Annotated in this window: 13 protein-coding genes; 8 read left to right on the plus strand and 5 right to left on the minus strand. The window is 64.9% G+C overall.

Features of this window, described 5'->3' with window-relative positions; translation table 11 throughout:
- The first annotated feature begins 43 nt into the window (after nucleotides 1-43).
- The 3 genes from xrtA (at nucleotide 44) to ABIC78_RS11915 (ending at nucleotide 5,813) form a co-directional block, all read left to right on the plus strand.
- On the plus strand, nucleotides 44-1,522 hold the full coding sequence (xrtA, locus tag ABIC78_RS11905) for an exosortase A (protein WP_354489877.1): 1,479 nt from the start codon (nucleotides 44-46) through the stop codon (nucleotides 1,520-1,522).
- A gap of 18 nt (nucleotides 1,523-1,540) precedes the next feature.
- Nucleotides 1,541-3,445, plus strand: a complete 1,905-nt coding sequence (locus tag ABIC78_RS11910; protein ID WP_354489879.1) for an XrtA/PEP-CTERM system amidotransferase — start codon at nucleotides 1,541-1,543, stop codon at nucleotides 3,443-3,445.
- Nucleotides 3,446-3,623: 178 nt separating this feature from the next.
- Complete coding sequence (locus ABIC78_RS11915; RefSeq protein ID WP_233250870.1) at nucleotides 3,624-5,813, plus strand: EAL domain-containing protein; 2,190 nt, start codon at nucleotides 3,624-3,626, stop codon at nucleotides 5,811-5,813.
- A 504-nt stretch (nucleotides 5,814-6,317) separates the two neighbouring features.
- On the opposite strand, the gene zapE is transcribed toward ABIC78_RS11915, so the two are convergent.
- Together zapE and ABIC78_RS11925 are read right to left on the minus strand one after the other, a co-directional pair.
- Nucleotides 6,318-7,436 (minus strand): cell division protein ZapE, encoded by a 1,119-nt coding sequence (zapE, locus tag ABIC78_RS11920; RefSeq protein ID WP_171792517.1) that lies wholly within the window; start codon nucleotides 7,434-7,436, stop codon nucleotides 6,318-6,320.
- 96 nt (nucleotides 7,437-7,532) lie between these two features.
- A complete protein-coding gene (locus tag ABIC78_RS11925; protein WP_022675959.1) occupies nucleotides 7,533-8,315 on the minus strand; it encodes a succinate dehydrogenase iron-sulfur subunit in 783 nt (260 codons plus the stop codon).
- A gap of 262 nt (nucleotides 8,316-8,577) precedes the next feature.
- On the opposite strand from ABIC78_RS11925, the gene ABIC78_RS11930 reads away from it, so the two are divergent.
- Nucleotides 8,578-10,629: an alpha/beta hydrolase family protein gene (locus tag ABIC78_RS11930; RefSeq protein ID WP_354489882.1), complete on the plus strand. Its 2,052-nt coding sequence runs from the start codon at nucleotides 8,578-8,580 to the stop codon at nucleotides 10,627-10,629.
- Nucleotides 10,630-10,635: 6 nt separating this feature from the next.
- On the opposite strand, the gene ABIC78_RS11935 is transcribed toward ABIC78_RS11930, so the two are convergent.
- The 3 genes from ABIC78_RS11935 to ABIC78_RS11945 all read right to left on the minus strand — a co-directional run bounded on the left by ABIC78_RS11935 (nucleotide 10,636) and on the right by ABIC78_RS11945 (nucleotide 15,296).
- Nucleotides 10,636-11,637, minus strand: coding sequence for an SRPBCC family protein (locus ABIC78_RS11935; protein ID WP_354489884.1), 1,002 nt, complete (start codon nucleotides 11,635-11,637; stop codon nucleotides 10,636-10,638).
- A gap of 109 nt (nucleotides 11,638-11,746) precedes the next feature.
- Nucleotides 11,747-12,328, minus strand: coding sequence for a GbsR/MarR family transcriptional regulator (locus ABIC78_RS11940; RefSeq protein ID WP_022675956.1), 582 nt, complete (start codon nucleotides 12,326-12,328; stop codon nucleotides 11,747-11,749).
- 127 nt (nucleotides 12,329-12,455) lie between these two features.
- Nucleotides 12,456-15,296 carry an Rne/Rng family ribonuclease gene (locus tag ABIC78_RS11945; protein WP_354489886.1) on the minus strand — a complete coding sequence of 947 codons (2,841 nt, stop codon included), beginning with the start codon at nucleotides 15,294-15,296 and terminating at the stop codon, nucleotides 12,456-12,458.
- A 739-nt stretch (nucleotides 15,297-16,035) separates the two neighbouring features.
- On the opposite strand from ABIC78_RS11945, the gene ABIC78_RS11950 reads away from it, so the two are divergent.
- The 4 genes from ABIC78_RS11950 (at nucleotide 16,036) to prfB (ending at nucleotide 21,455) form a co-directional block, all read left to right on the plus strand.
- Nucleotides 16,036-16,947, plus strand: a complete 912-nt coding sequence (locus tag ABIC78_RS11950) for an N-acetylmuramoyl-L-alanine amidase family protein (protein ID WP_062782095.1) — start codon at nucleotides 16,036-16,038, stop codon at nucleotides 16,945-16,947.
- Nucleotides 16,948-17,022: 75 nt separating this feature from the next.
- Nucleotides 17,023-19,602, plus strand: coding sequence for a penicillin-binding protein 1A (locus ABIC78_RS11955; protein ID WP_354489889.1), 2,580 nt, complete (start codon nucleotides 17,023-17,025; stop codon nucleotides 19,600-19,602).
- Between the two features lie 31 nt (nucleotides 19,603-19,633).
- Complete coding sequence (locus tag ABIC78_RS11960) at nucleotides 19,634-20,191, plus strand: peroxiredoxin (protein ID WP_022676314.1); 558 nt, start codon at nucleotides 19,634-19,636, stop codon at nucleotides 20,189-20,191.
- Nucleotides 20,192-20,327: 136 nt separating this feature from the next.
- Nucleotides 20,328-21,455 (plus strand): peptide chain release factor 2, encoded by a 1,128-nt coding sequence (gene prfB, locus ABIC78_RS11965; protein ID WP_022676313.1) that lies wholly within the window; start codon nucleotides 20,328-20,330, stop codon nucleotides 21,453-21,455.
- The last annotated feature ends 34 nt before the right edge of the window (nucleotides 21,456-21,489 follow it).

The following is a 21,489-nucleotide window of genomic DNA, read 5'->3' on the forward strand; positions in this document are numbered from 1 at the left end:
CGCCGGCATAGCCGGTGGTGGAGGGGGGCTGCTGCCCTGGGCCATGCTGGGCTTGTGCTGGCTGGGCCTGATCGGGCTGTTCCGGGCCGACTGGGCGGCGATGGTGGGTCAGTGGTGGGACAGTTCAACCTATAACCACATCCTGCTGGTGCCGGCGATCCTGGCGTGGTTGGTGTCGATGCGCTGGCCCGCGCTGCGGCAGATTGCGGCGCAAGGCTGGTGGCCGGGTCTGGTGCTGTTTGCCGGGGCGGCGTTCCTGTGGATGCTGGGGGACTTCGCCGGTTTCTCCTTGGTGACACAGACAGCTTGCGTGTTGATGCTGCAGGCCAGCTTCCTGGCAATCATGGGGCCGCGCCTGGGCGCGGCGCTGCTGTTTCCGCTGGCCTATATGCTGTTCCTGGTGCCGTTCGGCGATGAACTGATCCCACTGCTGCAGATCGTGACGGCGCAAATTGTCATGGTGCTGCTGCACTTGGTGGGCATTCCCGCCGCGCTCGATGGCGTGTTCATCACTACGCCGGCGGGTTATTTCAAGGTGGCCGAGGCCTGTTCGGGGGTGAAGTTCCTGATCGCCATGGTCGCCTATGGCGTTCTGGTGTGTCAGGTGTGCTTTCGCCGCTGGCCGCGCCGCGCCGCGTTCATGGCCATGGCCCTGATCGTGCCGATCCTGGCCAACGGCGTGCGCGCCTGGGGCACTATCGTGATTGCCGGCTGGCGCGGTATCCAGTTTGCCGCCGGGTTTGACCATGTCTTTTACGGCTGGGTGTTCTTTGCCGTGGTCATGGCGCTAACGATGCTGGCCGGCTGGCCGTTTTTCGATCGGGCGCGGGATGATCCGCCCGTGTCGGTAGCCGCGATCCTGGTCGATCGACGCCTGGCCTGGGCGGCGCGGGCACGCGTGGGGCAGGGGCTGGCGCTCGTTGTGCTGGCCGCGCTGGCGCTGGCGTTCGTGGGCTGGGGCGCGGCGGCCGGTCGCCTGGCTGCGCCACTGCCCGCCCGTATCGACCTGCCGGCCGTTCCCGGCTGGCACCGCGTGGCAGCGCCGGGCGGCTGGCCATGGCAACCGCGCCACGGCGGGGCCGATCATCGCCTGCTCGGGCGCTATGCCGATGACCGGGGCCACGTAGTGGACGTCTCATTCGCGCTCTATGCCGGGCAAGGCGATGGCCGCGAGGCGGGTGGTTTTGGCGAAGGGGCCGTGCCGCCGGGCAGCGGCTGGGCCTGGGAAAAGCCGGCGCCGGGCGTCGCTGGCGGCAAAGGTGACATGATCCAGGCGCCTGGCCCGGTGCACCGCCTGGCGATCACCTGGTACCGTACCGATGGCTGGCTGGGCAGCAGCAACATGGCGCTCAAGCTGTGGAACATTGCTGACCGGCTCTTGCTGCGCGCGCAGCCCACGGCCACGCTGATCCTGTCGAGCGAAGACAATGCCGGGGCACCCGCCGCGCCGGCCCTGGCCGCTTTCGTGGCGGCCACCGGGCCGCTGGACCGCTGGATCGATACCGTTTCGCGCGGGCAATAGGGGGCTGGTTTTCAAGGCATGTGCGGCATTGCGGGGATCTTTCACACCCAGGGGATGAAGCCGGTCGATCCGGAGCGGCTGCGCGCCATGGGCGATGTCATCGCGCACCGCGGCCCCGATGGCCATGGCGTGTGGACCGCACCGGGCGTTGGGCTGGGCCACCGCCGCCTGTCGATCATCGACCTGGCCGGATCGCCCCAGCCCATGGCCAGCGCCGATGGCGCCGCCGTGCTGGTGTTCAATGGCGAAATCTACAATTACCAGGAACTGCGTCGCGAACTGGCGGCACTGGGCGCGCAGTTCCGCACTGATGGCGATAGCGAGGTGATCCTGGCCGCCTGGCAGCAGTGGGGCGTCGATTGCCTGGCTCGATTCAATGGCATGTTTGCCTTTGCCCTTTATGACCAGCGCGCCCGCACGTTGTTCCTGGCGCGGGACCGGCTGGGGGTAAAGCCGCTGCACATGGCCACGCTGGCCGATGGCAGCGTGATCTTCGGATCGGAACTCAAGCAGTTGCTGGCCCATCCGATGCTGCGGCGGACGGTCGACCCACTGGCCGTGGAGGATTACCTCGCCTGGGGCTTTGTGCCCGATGGCCGCGCGATCCTGGCCGGGGTGGAAAAGCTGCCGGCCGGGCATTACCGCCTGCTGCGCCATGATGCACCGCCGCCCCCCAGCGTGCGCTGGTGGGATGTCTCGTTTGCCGAGCGCGACAAGGCCAGCCAGAAAGACCTCGAAGCGCATCTGCTGCACCGGCTGCGCAAGGCGGTCACCTCGCGCATGGCGGCCGACGTGCCGCTGGGCGCATTTCTTTCGGGCGGGGTGGACAGCTCCACCGTGGTGGCGCTGATGGCCGAGGCCAGCCGCGACCCGGTCAAGACCTGCGCGATCGGTTTTGACGTGGCCGCGCTTGATGAAACCAGCTGGGCTGGCGCGGTGGCGCAGCGCTTTGCCACGCAGCACCATGCGCGCACGGTATCGTCCGACGATTTCGAGCTGGTCGACCGGCTGGTGGCGATGTTTGACGAGCCCTTTGCCGATGCATCGGCGCTGCCCACGTTCCGCGTGTGCGAGCTGGCGCGGCAGCATGTTACGGTGGCGCTGTCGGGCGATGGCGCGGACGAGGCCTTTGCCGGCTACCGCCGCCAGGTGTTCCATCACCGCGAAGAGCAGGCGCGCGCGCTGGTGCCGGCGGGGCTGCGCCGCCCGGTGTTCGGTGCGCTGGGCCGTCTCTATCCCAAGGCAGACTGGGCGCCGCGCCCGCTGCGCGCCAAGGCCACGTTCCAGAGCCTGGCCGAAGATGGTGAAACCGGCTATGCCCGCGCCTTGGCGGTGACCGCGCCCGAGGCGCGCGCCGCGCTGTTCAGCCCTGAGTTCCTGCGGCTGCGTGGCGATTACCGGGCTGAGACGCCGCTGATCGACCTGATGCGCCAGGCGCCGGCGCGCAGCGGCCTCGACCGCGCGCAATATGCCGATCTCAAGTTCATGTTGCCCGGCGATATCCTGACCAAGGTCGATCGCACCAGCATGGCGGTAAGCCTGGAGGCGCGCGAGCCGCTGCTCGACCACCGCCTGATCGAATTTGCCGCCGGCCTGCCCGAGGCGATGCGCGTGCATGGAGCCACCGGCAAATGGCTGATGAAGCAGACGATGCGCCGCTATCTGCCCGATGATGTGCTGTTCCGGCCCAAGATGGGCTTCGTCACGCCGATAGCCGCCTGGCTGCGTGGCCCGCTGGCGGGCGCAGCGCGCGCGATCGCCACGGGCGGCGCACTCACCCGCACCGGCTGGTTCGATGCCACCCGCATCGCCACGCTGGCCGAATCGCATATCGCCGGAAGGGCCGATAACAGCCGCGTCCTGTGGCAATTGCTGATGCTCGACCGCAGTTTGGCGCGGCTGGATACGGCTTTGTCGTCATAGCCTTGGCGGGCACATGGTGCCCTGCCTGTTACCATCGGTGGTAAACGGTAAGGTGATCTAAACCATTTCGGACTAGCCCCGTAGGGTAATCCAACTGCGCCGATGGTCCATGCGAAAGTTTCTACGATCACCGATCGGAATATCGCTGCTGCTGAGCCTGGCGCTTTGGCAGCCGCTTTTGAGCATCACGGACATTCCGCGCCACGTCTATTGGAATACGGCTTTTCACTTTGTGACGCGCCCGGCGCCCTCGTCGGTGGTGGTGGTGTCGGTCGATGGCATGCCGGAACTGGATACGGCGACCGAAGCGCGCGTGTTGGAGGGAGTGCGGCGGCAGATGCCGCGGCAGGTATTCGTGGATTTGCGCATTCCCTACGGGCTTGATGCCAGCGGGGACAAGCAACTCAAGGCCATCATCGACAGCTACGGCACCGACGTCGCGTTCGTCGCGCGCGCGAGCGAAGCCAATCGTAAGGACAAGAGCGCCTTTACCTTTCCGGCCCGGGAGATTGCCGGCAAGCATCCCATCTATGTTTCCTCTTGGAACGACAACTTCATCCACGCTGCCGTCTCCGCACCCTATTCGGTGACGATCGGAGAGCGGACATATCCCGCGTTCGCGGTCGCGCTTGCGGGTTTGAAGGCGGTTCCGCCCGGCACTTTCTATCCTGATTTCACGGTCGATCCCGCCACGATCCCCCAGGTTAGCGCGCGCACGCTTCTCCAGAATGGCTATTCTCCCGGTTTGCTGACGGGGCGGACCGTGGTTATCACGGCGTCCAATGGCATCGCCCCGATGCGGTACCTCGGGCACGGCATCAAGCCGCCGGTCTCGCTCGACATCGCGGGCGCGGAAGGGCTGAAGCGCCCACTCAACGCTGATCTGTCGTTCCTGCCGCTGCTGTTGCTGGCAGTGGGCACGGTGCTGTTGACCAACCGCATGCAACGCCGCGCAGCCAAGAACATGGCCTATGTCGCGCTGACGATGATCCTGGTGTTCCTGCCGATCTCGGTTCGCTTCCTCGGCTTGGTAGTCCATCCAGATGTCGCCATGACGTTCATGTCGATCTACGGGGCGATCCGGCTGTGGCAGCGGCGCACCCGACGCATTCAACAGACTAGCACGTCAGGATTGCCGAACTTTCTTGCCCTGTCGTCCCACCCGATCGAGGTGGGACGTGATGTGATCGTGGCAGTGGTTGGGCGATACGAAGAGATTCTCGCGACCTTGCCCCGCGATCTGCATGGGGAATGTGCCAATCAAATCGCCCGACGACTGTCGGTGGGATCTGGCGCGGGCCAGATTTTCCACGGGGATGGCGGGCATTTTGCGTGGGCGGAAGAAGCACGCCCGCTTGATGTCCAATTGAGCCACCTTGAAGGGCTGCGTGCCCTTTTTTCCGCGCCTTTGCAGATTGGCACACATACCTTCGACACCAATATCCACTTCGGTCTCGATCGTAACGAGGGGCTCGACGCGCTGACCCGCGTCAATTCGGCGCTGGCCAGTGCCAACGAAGCGCTGAGCAATGGCCGCCCGGTGGAGGTGTTCGAGGCGCATCGGTTGGCCGAGGCGCCTTGGGAACTGTCGTTGCACGCGCGCATCGACGAGGGGCTGCGCAACGGCGACATCTGGTTGGCGTTCCAGCCACAGTGGGATTATCGCACCGGGCGCATTTCCGGCGCCGAGGCGCTGATCCGCTGGAACCACCCGACGCGCGGCTACATCGCGCCCGATGCGTTCATCCTTCAGGCTGAGCGGGCAGGGCGAATCGATGCGCTGACCTATTGGGTGCTGGAAGAGGCCATCACTGCCGCGCAAGCCGTCAATGCCCTGGGCTCACGCTTTCAGATGAGCATCAACCTGTCCGGGCAGATGGTGGACAAGCCTGATCTGGTCGAGAATTTCCGTGAGATCGTCACGCGCCGTGGCATCGACCCTGGCTTGCTGACGATCGAGATCACCGAGACATCAGGCATGAACAATCGGGGCGATGCCGTGCGCAACATGTCGCGCTTGCGTGATCTGGGTTTTCGCCTGTCGATCGACGATTTCGGCACGGGTGAAGCCAGCCTGGCGTACCTGGCCGATCTACCCAGCGACGAACTCAAGATCGACCGGCGCTTTGTCTCGCGTTTGCTCAGCAGCGACCGTGACCGTGCGATCATCACCAGCACGATCGGCTTGGCCCATGCGCTGGGCCAAGCGGTGGTGGCCGAGGGCATCGAGGACGAGGCGACGTTCCACCTGCTAGCGGCTCTCGGCTGCGATCATGCCCAAGGCTATTACCTCAGCAAGCCCCAACCATTTGACGTGATGTTCCGCGATTACCAGGCGCGCCTGATGCGGCACAGCAGGGCTGTCTGATCCTCCCAACCACCTAAGGCAGCGTTCCCGTCTCCCTTGCGTGGGCGCACCAGGTGTCCTCGTTCTACTCCCGACTCGAGCGACCTTGTTCGCGCAATCGGCGCCTATCCCATTGGTAAATCTTGTCTCGCTGCGCTTAAGGGCAAGCCCTAGCTGACTCAGCGGCGCGTGGGCACCTCCGGTTGCACAATTCCCTGCAAATCTATGGGCTTGGCTGTTCCGAAACGGGACGGCTGCAACGGTTTGCGCCGAATTTGCAATTGTTTACTTCTTGTTAACCAAGGAACTTAGTGATATTGAAAGGCCTCTAACCGTGGATGGAGGTTTTCATGCTGCTTCGCCTGCTGTTCGGCTAATGCCGAAATAGGAATACGCTGGGTATCCGGAGAAATCTTAAGTGATGACCGGCCTGGCCTGTTAATTCCTACCAAAAAGCAAAAGCCCGCGATGAATAATCGCGGGCTTTCGTATTTTCGGAATAGGTGAATTTGTCTTCGGTCAGGCTCACTCGTTGCCGTGGCCAAGGGCCAGATAGTCCTGGCTTTGCATTTCCATTAGTCGACTGATGGTCCGATCGAATTCGAACCGGCCATCGCCCGATTCGTAAAGGTTAACGGGCTCGGCATCGGCCGTCGCGATCAGCTTGACCTTGTGTTCGTACAGCGCGTCGATCAGCGTCACGAAACGCGCCGCCTCGTTGCGTTGTTCCGGCCCCAGGCGGGGGATGCCGACGATGATCACCGTGTGATAGGCATGGGCGATCGCCAGGTAATCCGACGCGCCGCGCGGCTGCGCGCACAGCCGCTTGAAGCTGAACACGCCGACGCCCTTGAGGCTCTTGGGAACATGCAGCGTGCGTCCGCCGCCCAGATCGAGATCGGCGCTGGGCACGTTGGCGCTGTCTTCCGGGGCAAAGTCGGTCATGCGGAAGAACGCCTCGCGCACTGCTTCGGTGGCTGCCGGGCCATTGGGCACGTGCCATGTGCCCACGCCCTGCAGGCGTTGCAAGCGATAGTCCACTGGGCCATTGAGCGCGAGCACGTCGAGCCGCTCTTCCACCAGCGCGATGAACGGCAGGAAATGCTCGCGGTTGAGCCCGTTCTTGTACAGCTCTGACGGAGCGCGGTTGCTGGTGGTGACGATGACCACGCCGTGTTCCACGATCAGGGCGGTGAACAGCCGGCTCATGATCATGGCGTCGGCGCTGTTGTTGACCACCATTTCGTCAAAGCACAGCACGTGGCATTCGGCCGCGATGCTGGCCGCCACCGGCACGATCGGATCGCCGCTTTCGCTCTTGCGCGCCTCGCGCAGGCGCGCGTGCACGTCGAGCATGAAGGCGTGGAAATGCGCGCGGCGCTTGGCGGTGACGGCAAGGTTATCGTGGAACAGGTCCATCAACATCGATTTGCCGCGCCCGACGCCACCCCACATGTAAAGCCCGCGCGACACAGGTGCCTGCTTGCCACGCAGCAGGCGGCCGAACAGGCCGGGGGCTGGCGGCGGGTTTTCCAATTCCTGCTGCAACTGGTCCAGGCGGTTGGCAGCGGCGGCCTGCTCTGGATCGGGGCGCAATTCGCCCGAGGCGACGAGTTGGGCATAGCGCTGGGAAATGCGGGTCATGATAAAGCGACGGGCCTTGGGAAAAGCGAAACGCCGGCCGGGTGAACCGGCCGGCGTTCGGGAATAACGCGAAGGGAAAAGGCCAAGCCTGGCGCGTCAGATCGCGCGCTCGGCCTGCATCTTCTTGATTTCCGCGATGGCGCGTGCGGGCGAAAGGCCCTTGGGGCACACGTTGGCGCAGTTCATGATCGTGTGGCAGCGATAGAGGCGGAAGGGATCTTCCAGCTCGTCGAGGCGCTCACCGGTCATTTCGTCGCGGCTGTCGGCCAGCCAGCGATAGGCCTGGAGCAGGATTGCCGGGCCGAGGAACTTGTCGGAGTTCCACCAATAGCTGGGGCACGAGGTGGAGCAGCACGCGCACAGAATGCATTCGTAGAGACCATCGAGCTTTTCGCGCTGTTCCGGGCTCTGCAGGCGCTCCTTGCCCGAGGGCGTGGGCGATACCGTCTGCAGCCAGGGACGGATCGAGGCATACTGCGCGTAGAAGTGCGTGAAATCGGGGACGAGGTCCTTGATCACCTGCATGTGGGGCAGGGGAGTGATGCGGATTTCACCCTTGAGATCTTCGATCGCGGTGGTGCAGGCCAGGCCGTTGCGGCCATTCATGTTCATCGCGCACGACCCGCAGATCCCTTCTCGGCACGAACGGCGGAAGGTCAGCGTCGGGTCCTGCTCGCCCTTCATCTTGATCAGCGCGTCGAGCACCATCGGGCCGCACTGTTCGAGATCGATCTCGAACGTGTCGTAGCGCGGGTTCTCGCCGCTGTCGGGGTCATAGCGATAGACCTTGAACTTCTTGATCTTGCCGTTGGTGGCGGCCGCGTGGTGGCGCGCCTTGCCGGTGATCGTGGAGTTCTTGGGGAGCGTGAAAGTCGCCATAAAACCGGGTCCTGCTGCACTGGGCCGCTGGCCGGCAAGGCCAAGTCGGCTTCAACGAGTCGTCCTTAGCGCAAACGCAGCATGGGGCAAGGGGAGAGTGCCGCTCTTGCCCCATGGTCTGCGTGCCCGAAAACGCGGGTGCGGACACGAGGCATGGTGGCACGCAGTAATCGCATCCGTGTTGGCATTATTTGCGATGCGGCAGGATGGACTAACCGATGCAATCGGCATAACCCTGAAAACATTCAGATAAGGGGGCAAGATGCAGAATAGGGGATGGGCGGGCGCGCAGCGGCTGGGGGCAGGCGTTGGGCGATTTGGATCGGTGCTGACACTGGCATGTGCAGCCGGCGCGATCATCGCTTCGGCAGCCGTGGCGCAAACGGCGCCGCCGCCCGCGCCGGCTACAGCCTCTGCTGCTGCTGCACAGAAGGGCGCGCCTGCCGCGGTGCTGGATGCCGACGCGTTTGCCCAGATCCCGTTCTTTGCCGATGGCGCGCTTTCGCCCGATGGGCGGCGGATCGCCGGCAAGTTCGGCATGGGCGGCACCCAGGTGATCGGCGTCCGCAACCTGTTCGATCCCCAGGAAAAGCCCATGAACCTGGCTGTGCCCGATCAGACCGAGGCCGATTGGGTGCAGTGGGTCGGCGATGACTATCTGCTGGTGAAGCTGCGCGCGCTGCTGCCGATGCAGGACTCCGGCGATCGCACCTATGTCAGCCGGCTGATCTCCATCGAACGCAAGACCGGCAAGATCACGCGCCTGTTGTGGACGCTCGCCGGCCAGAATGTGGCCGACGTGATCTGGGTTGCCCATGACGGCACCCCTGAAATCCTGCTGTCCGCACAGAATTCGATGTACCTGGACGAAGGGTTCTTTCCGTCCGTGCACCGGGTCAATCTAGCCACCGGGCGTGAGCATGTGGTGCAGAGTTCTCGCGACGGCGTGCTGAGCTGGCAGGCTGATGGCAACGGCGTGGTGCGTAGCGGGGTTTCGGTGACCAAGTCGGGCCGGATGTCGCAGCTGTACTATCGCGGTGCCGACCCAAGCCAGCAGTTGCGCACGATCGACCGCGCCAGCAGCAAGGCCCACGAATCCCTGCTCGATCCGATCCTGTTCGTGCCCGGCACGGACAACGCTATTGCCGTTTTGACCGGCGATGATGGACGCGACCGGCTCTATGAAATCAACATGCTGACCCAGCAGACGGGGCGCGTGCTGTTCGAGGCGCCGGCCGGCACCGAAATCGCGCGCACGCTCCTGTCGCAAGACCGTTCTGCCGTGCTGGGCGTGACGACCTCTGACATGCCCGATCGCGTGCACTGGCTGGACAAGGACATGGCCGACCTTCAGGCCGCGTTCGACAAATCGGTCGAGCCGCAGAAGGTCAGCGTCGAGATTTCCAGCCTGAGCGCGGATCGCCGCGCCATGCTGTTGACTCTGGCCCGGCCCGACAGCCCCGGCGCGCTCTATTACTTCAGCCTTGATGGTGGGACGATGCAGCGCGTCGCCGTGTTCAACGACAAGCTCAAGCAGGTGCCGGTTTCGCCGGTCAAGACCGTGCACTACAAGGCGCGCGATGGCTTGAGCATCGAGGCGGTGGTGACCACGCCCAAGGGGCGCGAGGCACACAATTTGCCCGTAATCATGCTGCCGCACGGCGGCCCCTGGGCGCAGGATGTCGCCAGCTGGGACTATCTGGCGCAGTATATCGCCAGCCGTGGCTATCTGGTGATTCAGCCCAACTTCCGTGGCTCCACCGGCTATGGCGCCGATTTCCTGCACAAGGGCGAAGGGCAGATGGGCCTGGCCATGCAGGATGACATTACCGATGGCTTGGCCTGGGCTGTGGCCGAGGGCATGGCCGATCCCAAGCGAGCCTGCATCGTGGGGGCATCCTATGGCGGCTATGCCACGATGTGGGGCTTGGCCAAGGACCCCGACCTCTATCGCTGCGGCGTGTCGATCTCGGGCGTCGCGAGCCTGCGCCGCGAGGTGAACGACTTCGGTAACTATTACATGGAAGGCAAGTATTCCGACGATTGGAAAGCGATGACGCCTGATTTCGCCGCGGTTTCGCCGCTTAACGCGGTGGACCGGATCAAGGCGCCCTTGCTGCTCATCCACGGGCGCAAGGACGTGACCGTGGCGGTAAGCCATTCCGATGCCATGGCCAGCCGGATGCGCGCAGCGGGCAAGACAGTGGACTATGTAAGCCTGCCCAAGGCCGATCACTATTTCACCCGGCTCGACGATCGCAAGGCGATGCTTGACGCGATCGGGGCATGGCTGGCCAAGTATAACCCGTCGTAATGCCGATCATCCAGCCTTGTGGCGGGCTTCGGCCCGCTGCTTGACCACGGCCAGAACGTTGTCCTGGATATCGCCGAGCAGCAGCTCGCCCCACCAGCGCGCGTAGAGATTGACGTGGGTCATCGCCACGTAGTTGGTCGTTAGTGTCAGCCGTGTCGTGCCATTGGGCAGGGGCGTCAGGCGATAATCGCCAGTGTCGATCTTGAGGAACGGGCCGTCGGGCGCGATGTGCTCGTCGGTGTGGTGCTGGAGCGAGCTGTTGGTGAAGGCAAAGCGCCAGGCCAGCCGCCGGCCGGGTTGCCACGCGGTCACCCGTTCCTGGAAATCGATGCCCTCGCTCCAATAGGCCGTGCGCACGCCACCCACGCCGGGGCGATCGAGCACCGTGGCGCGAGGACGGGGCAGGCCGAGCACGCTTTGCGAAAAGGTCCAGCGGCCTTCGTCTTTGCCGATGTGGGTGTTGCTGACGGCATAGGGCCAGATTTCGGAGGGGCTGGCGTTAACAATGACCGAGCGGGTCAGCGTCACTGTATCGTGCGGGACGGGGATCTGGCTTTCAACGCTGCCCGCCAGCAGCGGCAGGAATAGCAAGGACGCGTGGAAGCTCGCCGCATCGTCACGCCGACGGCGCATCCTGCGCACTGAGAAGGCGCCAATCAGCCCGAAGATCAGCCAGATCGGTGAGAGCATTACCAGGCAGATAATGCCTTCGCCCAGGAACGCGGCCGAGCCAAAGATTACCAAGCCCACCAGGATCGGTGGCACCGATACATAGAAATTCCTCGAGCGGGTGCCGGCCGGATCGCCGACATAGCAGATCAGCGCACAGAGATAGGCCGGAAATACGGCGAGAAACCACAGGCTGGCAAAGGCTTGATTGCCCGCCCGGCTGGCGCTCATCAGCAAGTAGGCGCTCAGCGCGATGACCAGCGCCAGGGAAAAGCCAGCGATGATCCGGCCCTTGAGCAAGGAGACGGGGGCGCGATCGTCTTGAGGTTCGGCGGGCATGGCTGGGACCTTTTCTGTTTTCAGGCAATTCTGAAACAAGAGAAATTGGTGCATGCGTAAGATGGTAGCCAAGGCTCCGTCGCCGTGGCCGTTGCGCGCGGTGACGGGGTCAGGTCTGGTCGGTTTTGCTGCCGCCACGCCCGCTGACAAAGCGCAGCAGGCTTACAACCTTGGCGCCCATGCGGATCAGCGTCATGATCTGGGCCGGTGGGACGTTGAGCATCTGCTGGTACCAGCCATCCACCGTGTTGACGAAATCGTGCATTGCCACCAGCCGCTGGCGCACCTTGGCACTGATGCGGGGGTCATCGATATCCTGCATCGCCGCGCCGATTGCCGCGACCATCGGATCAATCTCGCGCGCCTTGCGACCCTGCGCCACTTTGGTGGCCATCTGCCAGAGATCGGCCTCGGCTTCGTAATGATCGCGGCGATCGCCCAGTACCGGCACCCGGTGGATCAGTTTCCACGCGAGCAGTTCCTTGAGGCTGTTCGACACGTTGGAGCGCGCCATGTTTAGCTTTGCCGCGATGTCTTCGGCCGTCAGCGGTCGTTCCGACAGGAACAGCAGCGCCTGAATCTGCGCCACGGAGCGGTTGACGCCCCACTGCGTGCCCATGTCGCCCCAGCGCAGCACGAACTGCTCCACCGAGGGGGGCAGGCGATCCGAGTCGTTTGATATTTCTGTCATGACAGAAATATCTGTCAGATTTGCTTCTTGGTCAAGGCACTTGGTGATCTTTGTCGTAGGCCACGAAAAAGCCCGCCCCGGCACTGCCGAGGCGGGCTTTTTTCAGAGCCGCAAGGGCCTCTGGCGATCAGGCGCCGAAGGTGCGCTGCCACCAGCCACGGCGCGGCGAAGCGCCGTCTTCGCCATCGGCTGCGGGCTGTTCGCCGGCATCGCTTTCGCCAGCCGCGTCAGCATCTGCCGGCGCAGCCGCAGCGGGTGCCACTTCGGGGGCAGCGTCCACGCTTGCTTCCGCGGGTGCTTCAGCAACCTTCTTCTTGCGCACGCGCTTGGGCTTGGCAGGCGCTTCGGTAGCCGGAGCCTCGGCAGCAGGCGCTTGCGCGGCGGTGGCCGGTTCGGCGGCCGCTTCGGCCGGAGCGTCGGCGACCTTCTTCTTGCGCACGCGCTTGGGCTTGGCAGGCGCTTCGGCAGCCGGAACCTCTGCAGCAGGCGCTTCGACGGCAGGTGCCGGCTCGGCGGCGGCTTCGGCAGGAGCCTCTACCACCTTCTTCTTGCGGACGCGCTTGGGCTTGGCCGGGGCTTCCTCGGCGGGCGCTTCGACTTCTGCTGCCACGACCGGTTCAGCAGCAGCGGCTGCTGCAACCGGAGCTGGTTCGGCAGCGGGGGCGTCAGCGATCACCGGCTCGGCGTCGGCGGTCTCACCGTCTTCGCCCTGGGCCTCGGCAGCGTCATCGCGCTGGCCACCGCGACGGCGGCGGCTGCGGCGGCGGCGCTTGCGCGGGCCACGGTCATCGTCGGCTTCGGCCTGACCTTCGGGAGCGCCGTCCTCGTCGCCAGCATCAGATGCGGCTTCCACCACATCGTCGGCCGCGTCTTCGGCATCGCTGCCTTCGGCTTCGTCGGTGTCATGCTCGTCACCGGCTTCGCCCGAGGTTTCGTCACGGCGATCGCGGTTGCGGCCACGACGGCGCTTGCGGCGCTTGCGACGGCCATTGCTGTCGGCTTCGCCCCGGCCTTCGCCACGGCTTTCCTCGCGCTCGCTGCGTTCCTCGACGACGTCTTCCTCGTCCTCGTAGGTGTCCTCGATCACGTCGTCTTCTTCAGGTTCGACGATGGGTTCGAAGCGCGGCACGAATTCAGGCTTGGGCCCGCGCGAGGCAACGCGCATCTTGGCGCCTTCGTTCTCGCCCTCGGGGATCACTTCCACGGCCACGCCATAGCGCATTTCGATCTCGGCAAGATCGGTGCGCTTGGTGTTGAGCACGTAGATCGCCGCTTCCTGGCTGGCGTAGAGCGTGATGATGCTGCCCTTGCCCTTGGCGGCTTCGTCCTCGATCATGCGCAGCGCCGAAAGGCCGGCAGACGAGGCGGTGCGCACCAGGCCCGAACCATCGCAGTGCGGGCAGGCGCGGGTGGTGGCTTCGAGCACGCCGGTGCGCAGGCGCTGGCGGCTCATTTCCATCAGGCCGAAGCCGGAAATGCGACCCACCTGGATGCGCGCGCGGTCGTCCTTCAAGGCGTCCTTCATCGCCTTCTCGACCTTGCGGACGTTCGATCCGTATTCCATGTCGATGAAGTCGATGACGACCAGGCCGGCCATGTCGCGCAGGCGCAACTGGCGGGCGATTTCGCGCGCGGCTTCCAGGTTGGTGGCCACGGCAGTCTGCTCGATGCCGTGTTCCTTGGTGGAGCGGCCCGAGTTGATGTCGATCGAGACGAGCGCTTCGGTCGGGTTGATCACCAGGTAGCCGCCCGAGCGCAGCTGCACCACGGGATCATACATCGCCGAAAGCTGGTCTTCGGCGCCATAGCGCTGGAACAGCGGCACCGGATCGGCATACTGGCGCACCCGCTTGGCGTGGCTGGGCATCAGCAGCTTCATGAAGTCCTTGGCGGCACGGTAGCCCGCCTCGCCCTCGACGACCACTTCCTCGATATCGCGGTTATAGATGTCGCGGATGGCCCGCTTGATCAGGTCGCTGTCGGAATGGATCAGCGCCGGGGCCGACGAGTGCATCGTGCGCTCGCGAATCTCGTCCCACAGGCGGGCGAGATAGTCGAAATCGCGCTTGATCTCGGGCTTGGTGCGCTGCAGGCCGGCGGTACGGACGATGCAGCTCATCGAGCGGGGCAGTTCCATTTCGGCGATGATCTGCTTCAGGCGCTTGCGGTCAGAGGCCGAGCTGATCTTGCGGCTGATGCCGCCACCGTGGCTGGAATTGGGCATGAGCACGCAATAGCGGCCCGCCAGGCTGAGATAGGTGGTGAGCGCTGCACCCTTGTTGCCGCGTTCTTCCTTGACGACCTGGACCAGCAGCACCTGGCGGCGCTGGATCACGTCCTGGATCTTGTATCGCCGGCGCAGGGCCATGCGCTTGGCGCGCAGTTCTTCGGCTTCCTTGCTCTGGCCACGGCCCTGGCGGCGCGGACGGCGCTGGCGGCGGCCGTTGTCGCTGTGCGATTCTTCGCCATCGGCGGCGTCTTCGGCTTCATGGTCAAAGCCGTTTTCGACTACGCCGCCTTCGATCGTGGCGACCTGGTCCTTTTCCGAGGTATCGACCTCGGTAACGCCCTGGCCGTCTTCGAAGTTGCCGTCGTCGTAGCCGCCTTCGTAGTCGGCGCCGCCTTCATAATCCTCGTCGTCGCCGTCTTCGGCAGCGCGCAGGGCGGCTTCTTCCTCAGCGTGGGCGGCTTCTTCGGCCAGCAGCGCTTCGCGGTCTTCCTTGGGGATCTGGTAGTAATCCGGGTGGATTTCGCTGAACGCCAGGAAGCCGTGGCGGTTACCGCCAAAGTCGACAAAGGCCGCCTGGAGCGAAGGCTCTACGCGGGTAACCTTGGCGAGGTAGATATTGCCCTTGATCTGCTTGTGATCAGCAGATTCAAAGTCGAATTCTTCAATACGATTGCCCTTGAGCACAGCCACCCGGGTTTCTTCCTGGTGGCGCGCATCGATCAGCATGCGCTGGGTCATTCTGTTGTCTCCAGCCGCGCGGCCGCGGGACATTGCCCGGGAATTTCGCGCGGTTTCTTGTGGTGAGGCAAAGGCCTGGCGTGCGGCCGTGATCCTTTTGATGAAGGAGGCCGGGCCAGTGGCGCTTTGCAAATGCGGGTTTGCCGGATCGGAGCATGGGCAGGCTGCCATGTGGCAAGGCCCTGCGATGCTCGCCGCCCGGCGGCGGTTGGTGTGCGTCTGCGGTGGCGAAGGCGTGCAACGATTGCCCTGCGTGGACGCCCCGGTTTGCAAGAGAGTTTGCAGCAGTGCCGGGGTATTCGTGCGTGCCGGCATCCGTCCAAAGCACAAAGGCCCCGGTGGGGCGCTTTGGCTGGAACGGTACGCGGCTCTTCATCACGGCATCAACCTCAAGCGCGGGCGAGGGTGGCGTATCTGCCTTGTCCCTTCCTGCCCGCCAGGACCAAGCCCGACTGCGTCATCCCCCTGCCATTGGCGCATCGGCCGTGGGCGTTGCTGCCTGGGCGCTCATCAAGGCGCGGCGGCAACGCGGCGAGGGACGCAGCAAGTCAAACTGCTCCGTGTGATGGGTGCTAGCACCCCAATCGCAAAGCGGCAATTAAAACCGTGTCCCGAAACCCTCCGGCATTTCACGGGGGTGGCAAGGGCCTGTCCAAGAGCCCAAGCTTGCGTCGATTGGGAGGCGGCGCGGTTTTGCGCTGGACCACTGCCCCGGCAGCGCGGCATAGGCAGCGCAATCATGGTAAAGCCTTCGCCCGAATTGATACCGCAGCGCCTGGTGATCGCCGCGCTGTTCGTGGTGCCGCTGCTGGTGCTGGCGGTATGGGCGCGGGTCATGCTGGGCATTGGCGCGGGCGGCGCCTGGCGCGATCCCGCCTATGTCGTGCATGTGGCGCTGCCCGATGGCACGCGGCCGATCGATCTGCCGCCGGTATTGGGCCCGGCCGATGCCAGCCGCCCGCTGGTGGTGATCGACGCTGGCCATGGCGGCCATGATCCGGGCGCGAGCGGCGAGGGCACCTTGCGCGAGAAGCAGTTGACCCTGGCCCTGGCGCTGGCGCTGCGTGATGCGCTGCTCGCGCAGGGCCATGTTCGCGTGGCGCTGACGCGCAGCGACGATCGCTTTCTTGCGCTCGAAGAACGCTCGGGCATTGCCCAGCGCCTGCACGCCGACCTGTTCCTGTCGATCCACGCCGATTCCGCGCCGAGTGCCGATGCCGGCGGCGCCACGGTCTATACGCTGTCCGATCGCGGGTCTGATGCGGTGGCCGATGCCCTGGCGCGGCGGGAAAACAGTGCCGACATGGTAAACGGCGTGGCACTGCAGGGGCGTTCCAGTGCGGTCAATTCCATCCTGGTAGATCTGTCGCGGCGCGAGATGCGCACGCGGTCCATCCATCTGGCCGATCTGATCCTGCGTGAAGGGCAGGGGGCGATCCGGTTTCATGTCGACCCCCGGCGCGAGGCGGCGTTCGTGGTGCTCAAGTCGCTCGATCTGCCCTCGGCGCTGATGGAAGCCGGCTATATCAGCAACCACGCGGATGCCGCCGCGATGACCGACAAGGCCTGGCGCGATCGCTTTGCCAAGGCCGTGGCTGGGGCCATCGCGATCTTTCTGGCGGAACAGGAAAGCCGGCCGCTGGGGGCGTAGCGCGGAAACGCCAGGGCGCATTTGCGCGATAGGCACTGGTGCGCCGTCAAAGCCCCGTGCTAGAGCGCGGCCACGATGGCCGACGACCTGCCCCCGATCATTGCGCGCGGCGATGCGCCCGAACCTGACCGTGAACCCGAGGGGGAGCCTGATGGCCGCCGCTTCCGCATTCGGCGGGGCGGCAGTTTTGCTAGCCGCATCAAGGGGCTGTGGCAGCGATCGAAGTGGCTGCGGCGTGCCGGCTGGCTGGTTCTGATTCTGCTGATCCTGCGCGGTTTGCTGTGGGTGACGGTGGAGCGCACGCTGCCCTCGGCCGATACCCTGCTGACCTATCAGCCGCCTCTGCCGACCATGGTGCGCGGCGCCGATGGGCAGATCGTGTCGAGCTATGCCCGCGAGCGGCGGGTGCAACTGCGCTTCGTCGATTTTCCGCCGCAGCTGATCAACGCGTTCCTGTCGGCCGAAGACAAGTCTTTCTGGAGCCACGGTGGTGTCGACCTGACGGGCTTGGCTGGTGCCGTCGTGGACTACGCTACCAAGCTGGGAACGGGCGCCCGGGCGCGTGGTGGGTCCACCATTACCCAGCAGGTGGCCAAGAACATCTTGATCGGCAACGAATATTCGGTAACGCGCAAGCTCAAGGAAATGCTCCTGGCGCGGCGCATCGAAAGCGTGTTGACCAAGCAGCAGATCCTGGAGCTTTATCTCAACGAAATCCCGCTGGGCCGCCAAAGCTTTGGCGTGCAGGCGGCAGCGCGCGCCTATTTCGACAAGGACGTAGGCGACCTGCAACTGCACGAAGCCGCGTTCCTGGCGATTCTGCCCAAGGCACCGGAAACCTACAGCCGCGCCAAATTTGCCGAAAAGGCCATTGCCCGCCGCAATTGGGTGCTGGACCAGATGGAGAAGAACGGCTGGGCCAGCGCCGCCGATGTGGCGCAGGCCAAGGCACAGCCGCTGGGCCTGGTGCCGCGCCGGACCGAAAACTACACCGCTGACGCCGGCTATTTCCTCGAGGAAGTGCGCCGCCAGTTGATCGACCAGTTTGGCGAGCAGGCCAAGGACGGGCCCAACAGCGTCTATGCCGGCGGCCTGTGGGTGCGTACCTCGCTCGACCAGCAGTTGCAGACTGCGGCGCAGGATTCGCTGCGCGCCGGGCTGCTGCGCTATTCCGCCGGGCGGGCGTGGCACGGGCCGATCGCGCATATCGACATGGACGACAGCGACTCCGGGAGCTGGCAGACGCAGCTGATCAACAGCAACCTGTCGATCCGCTATCTCGACTGGCGCGTCGCGGTGCTGATCTCGCGGCGCGGATCGAGCGGGCAGGTGGGCTTTGCCGATGGGCAGACCGGCACGCTCTATGGCGTGCCCGATGCGATGAAGGCGGGTGACGTGATCACCGTGGCCCCGGCCGGCAACGGCACTTGGGGCCTGCGCGTGGTGCCCGAGGTTTCGGGCGGCATGGTGGTGGAAGACCCGCAGAGCAGCCGCATCCTCGCCATGCAGGGCGGGTTCGACGCGCGCCTCGGTTCGTTCAACCGCGCCACCCAGGCGCAGCGCCAGCCTGGCTCGACGATCAAGCCGTTCGTCTATGCCACGGCACTCGATAACGGGATGACGCCAGCCTCGATGGTCGTCGATGGCACGTTCTGCGTCTATCAAGGCGCGGCGCTGGGGCAGAAGTGCTTCCGCAACTTTGGCAACGAAGGCGGATCGGGTAGCCACACGATGCGCTGGGGCCTGGAGCAATCGCGCAACCTGATGACCGTGCGCGTGGCCAACGACACCGGCATGGACAAGGTGGTGCGCACGATCAAGAACGTCGGCATCGGCGATTACCAGCCCTATCTGTCGATGGCGCTTGGCGCTGGCGACACCACGGTGACGCGCATGGTCAATGCCTATGCCGCGCTGGCCAACCATGGCCGCCAGCGCGACGCGACGCTGATCGACTATGTCCAGGACCGCAACGGCAAGGTGATCTGGCGCGCCGACAACCGCGCCTGCACCGGCTGCAAAATGCCGCGCTGGGATGGCACGGCGATGCCGCGCCTGCGTCCGGCAGGCAAGCAGGTGCTCGATCCGCGCACCGCCTATCAGGTGGTGCACATGCTGGAAGGCGTGGTGGTGCGCGGCACGGCCGAAACGCTGCACGATCTGGGCCTGCCGCTGTTCGGCAAGACCGGCACGACGAGCGGCCCCACCAACGTGTGGTTCGTGGGCGGATCGCCCGACATCATCGCCGGCGTCTACATGGGCTATGACCAGCCGCGCAGCCTGGGCGGCTATGCCCAGGGCGGGCGAATCGCCGCGCCGATCTTCAAGCAGTTCGTGCTGGCCACGCGGCCGCGCTGGGCCGACATTCCGTTTACCGCGCCGGCCGGCGTTTCCATGGTCAAGATCGATCGCGTTTCGGGCAAGCGCGTGTTCGGCGGCACGCCGCAGGACAATGACCGCAAGGCCTCGATTATCTGGGAAGCATTCAAGCCCGATACCGAGCCACGGCGCACGGTCCAACCCTCGGAAATCACCGCCAAGGAAGCCGTGCTCGATGCCCTGCGCAAGGCGCGTTCGGCACGCGGCGCCAAGGCCGCGCCGGCTGCCCGGCCGGCGGGCAGCAACTTTGTCGAGGACCAAGGGGGCATCTATTGAGGGGCGCGGCGCTGTGCTAAGCCTTCTAGCCATGAACACGCGCTCCCCCCTTGCCGCGTTGGCGGCCTTCGCTCTTTCCCTCACTCCCATGGCCGCCGCGCACGCTGCGCTGCCGCAGGGCGCCCGCGCGCCCGATTTCTCGGCACAGGGTGCGCTGGGCGGCAAGCCGTTCAGCTTCAACCTGAAAAAGGCGCTCAAGCGCGGGCCGGTGGTGCTCTATTTCTATCCCAAGGCCTTTACCCAGGGCTGCACGATGGAAGCCCACGCCTTTGCCGATGCCACGGCCGATTTCGCCCGCGCCGGCGCCACCGTGATCGGCATGTCGAACGATGACATTGCCACGCTGACTCGCTTTTCCACCGAGGAATGCCGCGACAAGTTTGCCGTTGCCGCCGCCAGCCCGGCCGTGGTCAGGGCCTATGACGTGGATCTGCAGCAAGGCGGCAAGTCCACCGGGCTGACCACGCGCACCAGCTATGTCATTGCGCCCGATGGCCGGATCACGCTGGTTCATTCCGACATGGACTATCGCGACCATGTCAGGCTGACGCTGGCGGCCGTGCAGGCGATGCACCGGCGCCACGGCTGATCGCATTTGCGCGTGGGCCCCGTCGGCAAAACACCCGCAGCAATCGGGCGTTTCCCGGCGGGGCCCCACGCGCACACCTTTACAAACGAGCCGGCTTCGCTAAGCGGCCAGTTCGTTTGTATGGAGTAAGACCGTCATGCGTGCCGAAGGGCAGGCTCATATCGACCGCATCGAGGCCGCACTCGCATTGGTGCGCAAGTTCCTCGACTGGGACCGCGCGGTGCGCCGGCTCGACGAACTCAACGCCCGTGTCGAGGATCCCAAGCTGTGGGATGATCCGAAGAAGGCCGAAGCCGTGATGCGCGAGCGTCGCCGGCTCGATGCCTCGATCGGCACCGTCAACCAGATCGGCCAGGAAATGGCTGACGCCATCGAGTTCGTCGAACTTGGTGAAGTGGAAGGCGATGACGAGACGATCGCCGAAGGCCTCGCCACATTGGCCGCGCTGGCCAACCGCGCCGATGCCGACAAGGTCCAGGCGCTGCTGGCTGGGGAAGCCGATGCCAACAATGCCTATCTGGAAGTGCATGCCGGCGCCGGCGGCACGGAAAGCCAGGATTGGGCCGAAATGCTGCAGCGCATGTACACGCGCTGGGCCGAACGCCACGGCTATAAGGTGGACCTGGTGGATTACCACGCCGGGGAAGCGGCCGGGATCAAGAGCGCCACGCTGCTGATCAAGGGCGAGAACGCCTATGGCTATGCCAAGACCGAAAGCGGCGTGCACCGCCTGGTGCGCATCAGCCCGTACGACAGCTCGGCCCGGCGCCACACCTCGTTCAGCTCGGTCTGGGTCTATCCCGAAATCGATGACAACATCGAGGTGGAGATCAACCCGTCCGACCTCAAGATCGACACCTACCGCGCCTCGGGCGCGGGCGGGCAGCACGTCAACACGACGGACTCGGCGGTGCGTATCACCCACGTACCCACCGGGATCATCGTGGCCAGCCAGAACGATCGCAGCCAGCACAAGAACCGCGCCACCGCGATGAACATGCTGAAGGCCCGCATCTACGAGGCCGAACTGGCCAAGCGCGAAGCAGCAGCCTCGGGCGAGTATGCCGCCAAGACCGAGATCGGTTGGGGTCACCAGATCCGCTCTTACGTGTTGCAGCCCTATCAGCAGGTCAAGGATCTGCGCACCGGCGTGGTCAGCACGAATCCCACCGACGTGCTCGATGGTGCGCTCGATCCGTTCATGGCTGCGGCCCTGTCGCAGCGCGTGACTGGCGAAAAGGTGGCGGTGGACGACGACGATTGATCGTTTCTGCCGGTTTGGAGAGGATTTTTGCCGG

Origin of the sequence: Novosphingobium sp. 1529, from assembly GCF_040544855.1 — a bacterium.
Taxonomy (GTDB): domain Bacteria; phylum Pseudomonadota; class Alphaproteobacteria; order Sphingomonadales; family Sphingomonadaceae; genus Novosphingobium; species Novosphingobium capsulatum.

Excerpts from the sequence above, each read along its gene's own strand:
- xrtA (WP_354489877.1), top strand. The coding sequence starts at position 44 with ATGCTGGGCTTGTGCTGGCTGGGCCTGATCGGGCTGTTCCGGGCCGAC.
- ABIC78_RS11910 (WP_354489879.1), top strand. The coding sequence starts at position 1,541 with ATGTGCGGCATTGCGGGGATCTTTCACACCCAGGGGATGAAGCCGGTC.
- zapE (WP_171792517.1), bottom strand. The coding sequence starts at position 7,436 with ATGACCCGCATTTCCCAGCGCTATGCCCAACTCGTCGCCTCGGGCGAA.
- ABIC78_RS11925 (WP_022675959.1), bottom strand. The coding sequence starts at position 8,315 with ATGGCGACTTTCACGCTCCCCAAGAACTCCACGATCACCGGCAAGGCG.
- ABIC78_RS11930 (WP_354489882.1), top strand. The coding sequence starts at position 8,578 with ATGCAGAATAGGGGATGGGCGGGCGCGCAGCGGCTGGGGGCAGGCGTT.
- ABIC78_RS11935 (WP_354489884.1), bottom strand. The coding sequence starts at position 11,637 with ATGCCCGCCGAACCTCAAGACGATCGCGCCCCCGTCTCCTTGCTCAAG.
- ABIC78_RS11940 (WP_022675956.1), bottom strand. The coding sequence starts at position 12,328 with ATGACAGAAATATCAAACGACTCGGATCGCCTGCCCCCCTCGGTGGAG.
- ABIC78_RS11945 (WP_354489886.1), bottom strand. The coding sequence starts at position 15,296 with ATGACCCAGCGCATGCTGATCGATGCGCGCCACCAGGAAGAAACCCGG.
- ABIC78_RS11950 (WP_062782095.1), top strand. The coding sequence starts at position 16,036 with ATGGTAAAGCCTTCGCCCGAATTGATACCGCAGCGCCTGGTGATCGCC.
- ABIC78_RS11955 (WP_354489889.1), top strand. The coding sequence starts at position 17,023 with ATGGCCGACGACCTGCCCCCGATCATTGCGCGCGGCGATGCGCCCGAA.
- ABIC78_RS11960 (WP_022676314.1), top strand. The coding sequence starts at position 19,634 with ATGAACACGCGCTCCCCCCTTGCCGCGTTGGCGGCCTTCGCTCTTTCC.
- prfB (WP_022676313.1), top strand. The coding sequence starts at position 20,328 with ATGCGTGCCGAAGGGCAGGCTCATATCGACCGCATCGAGGCCGCACTC.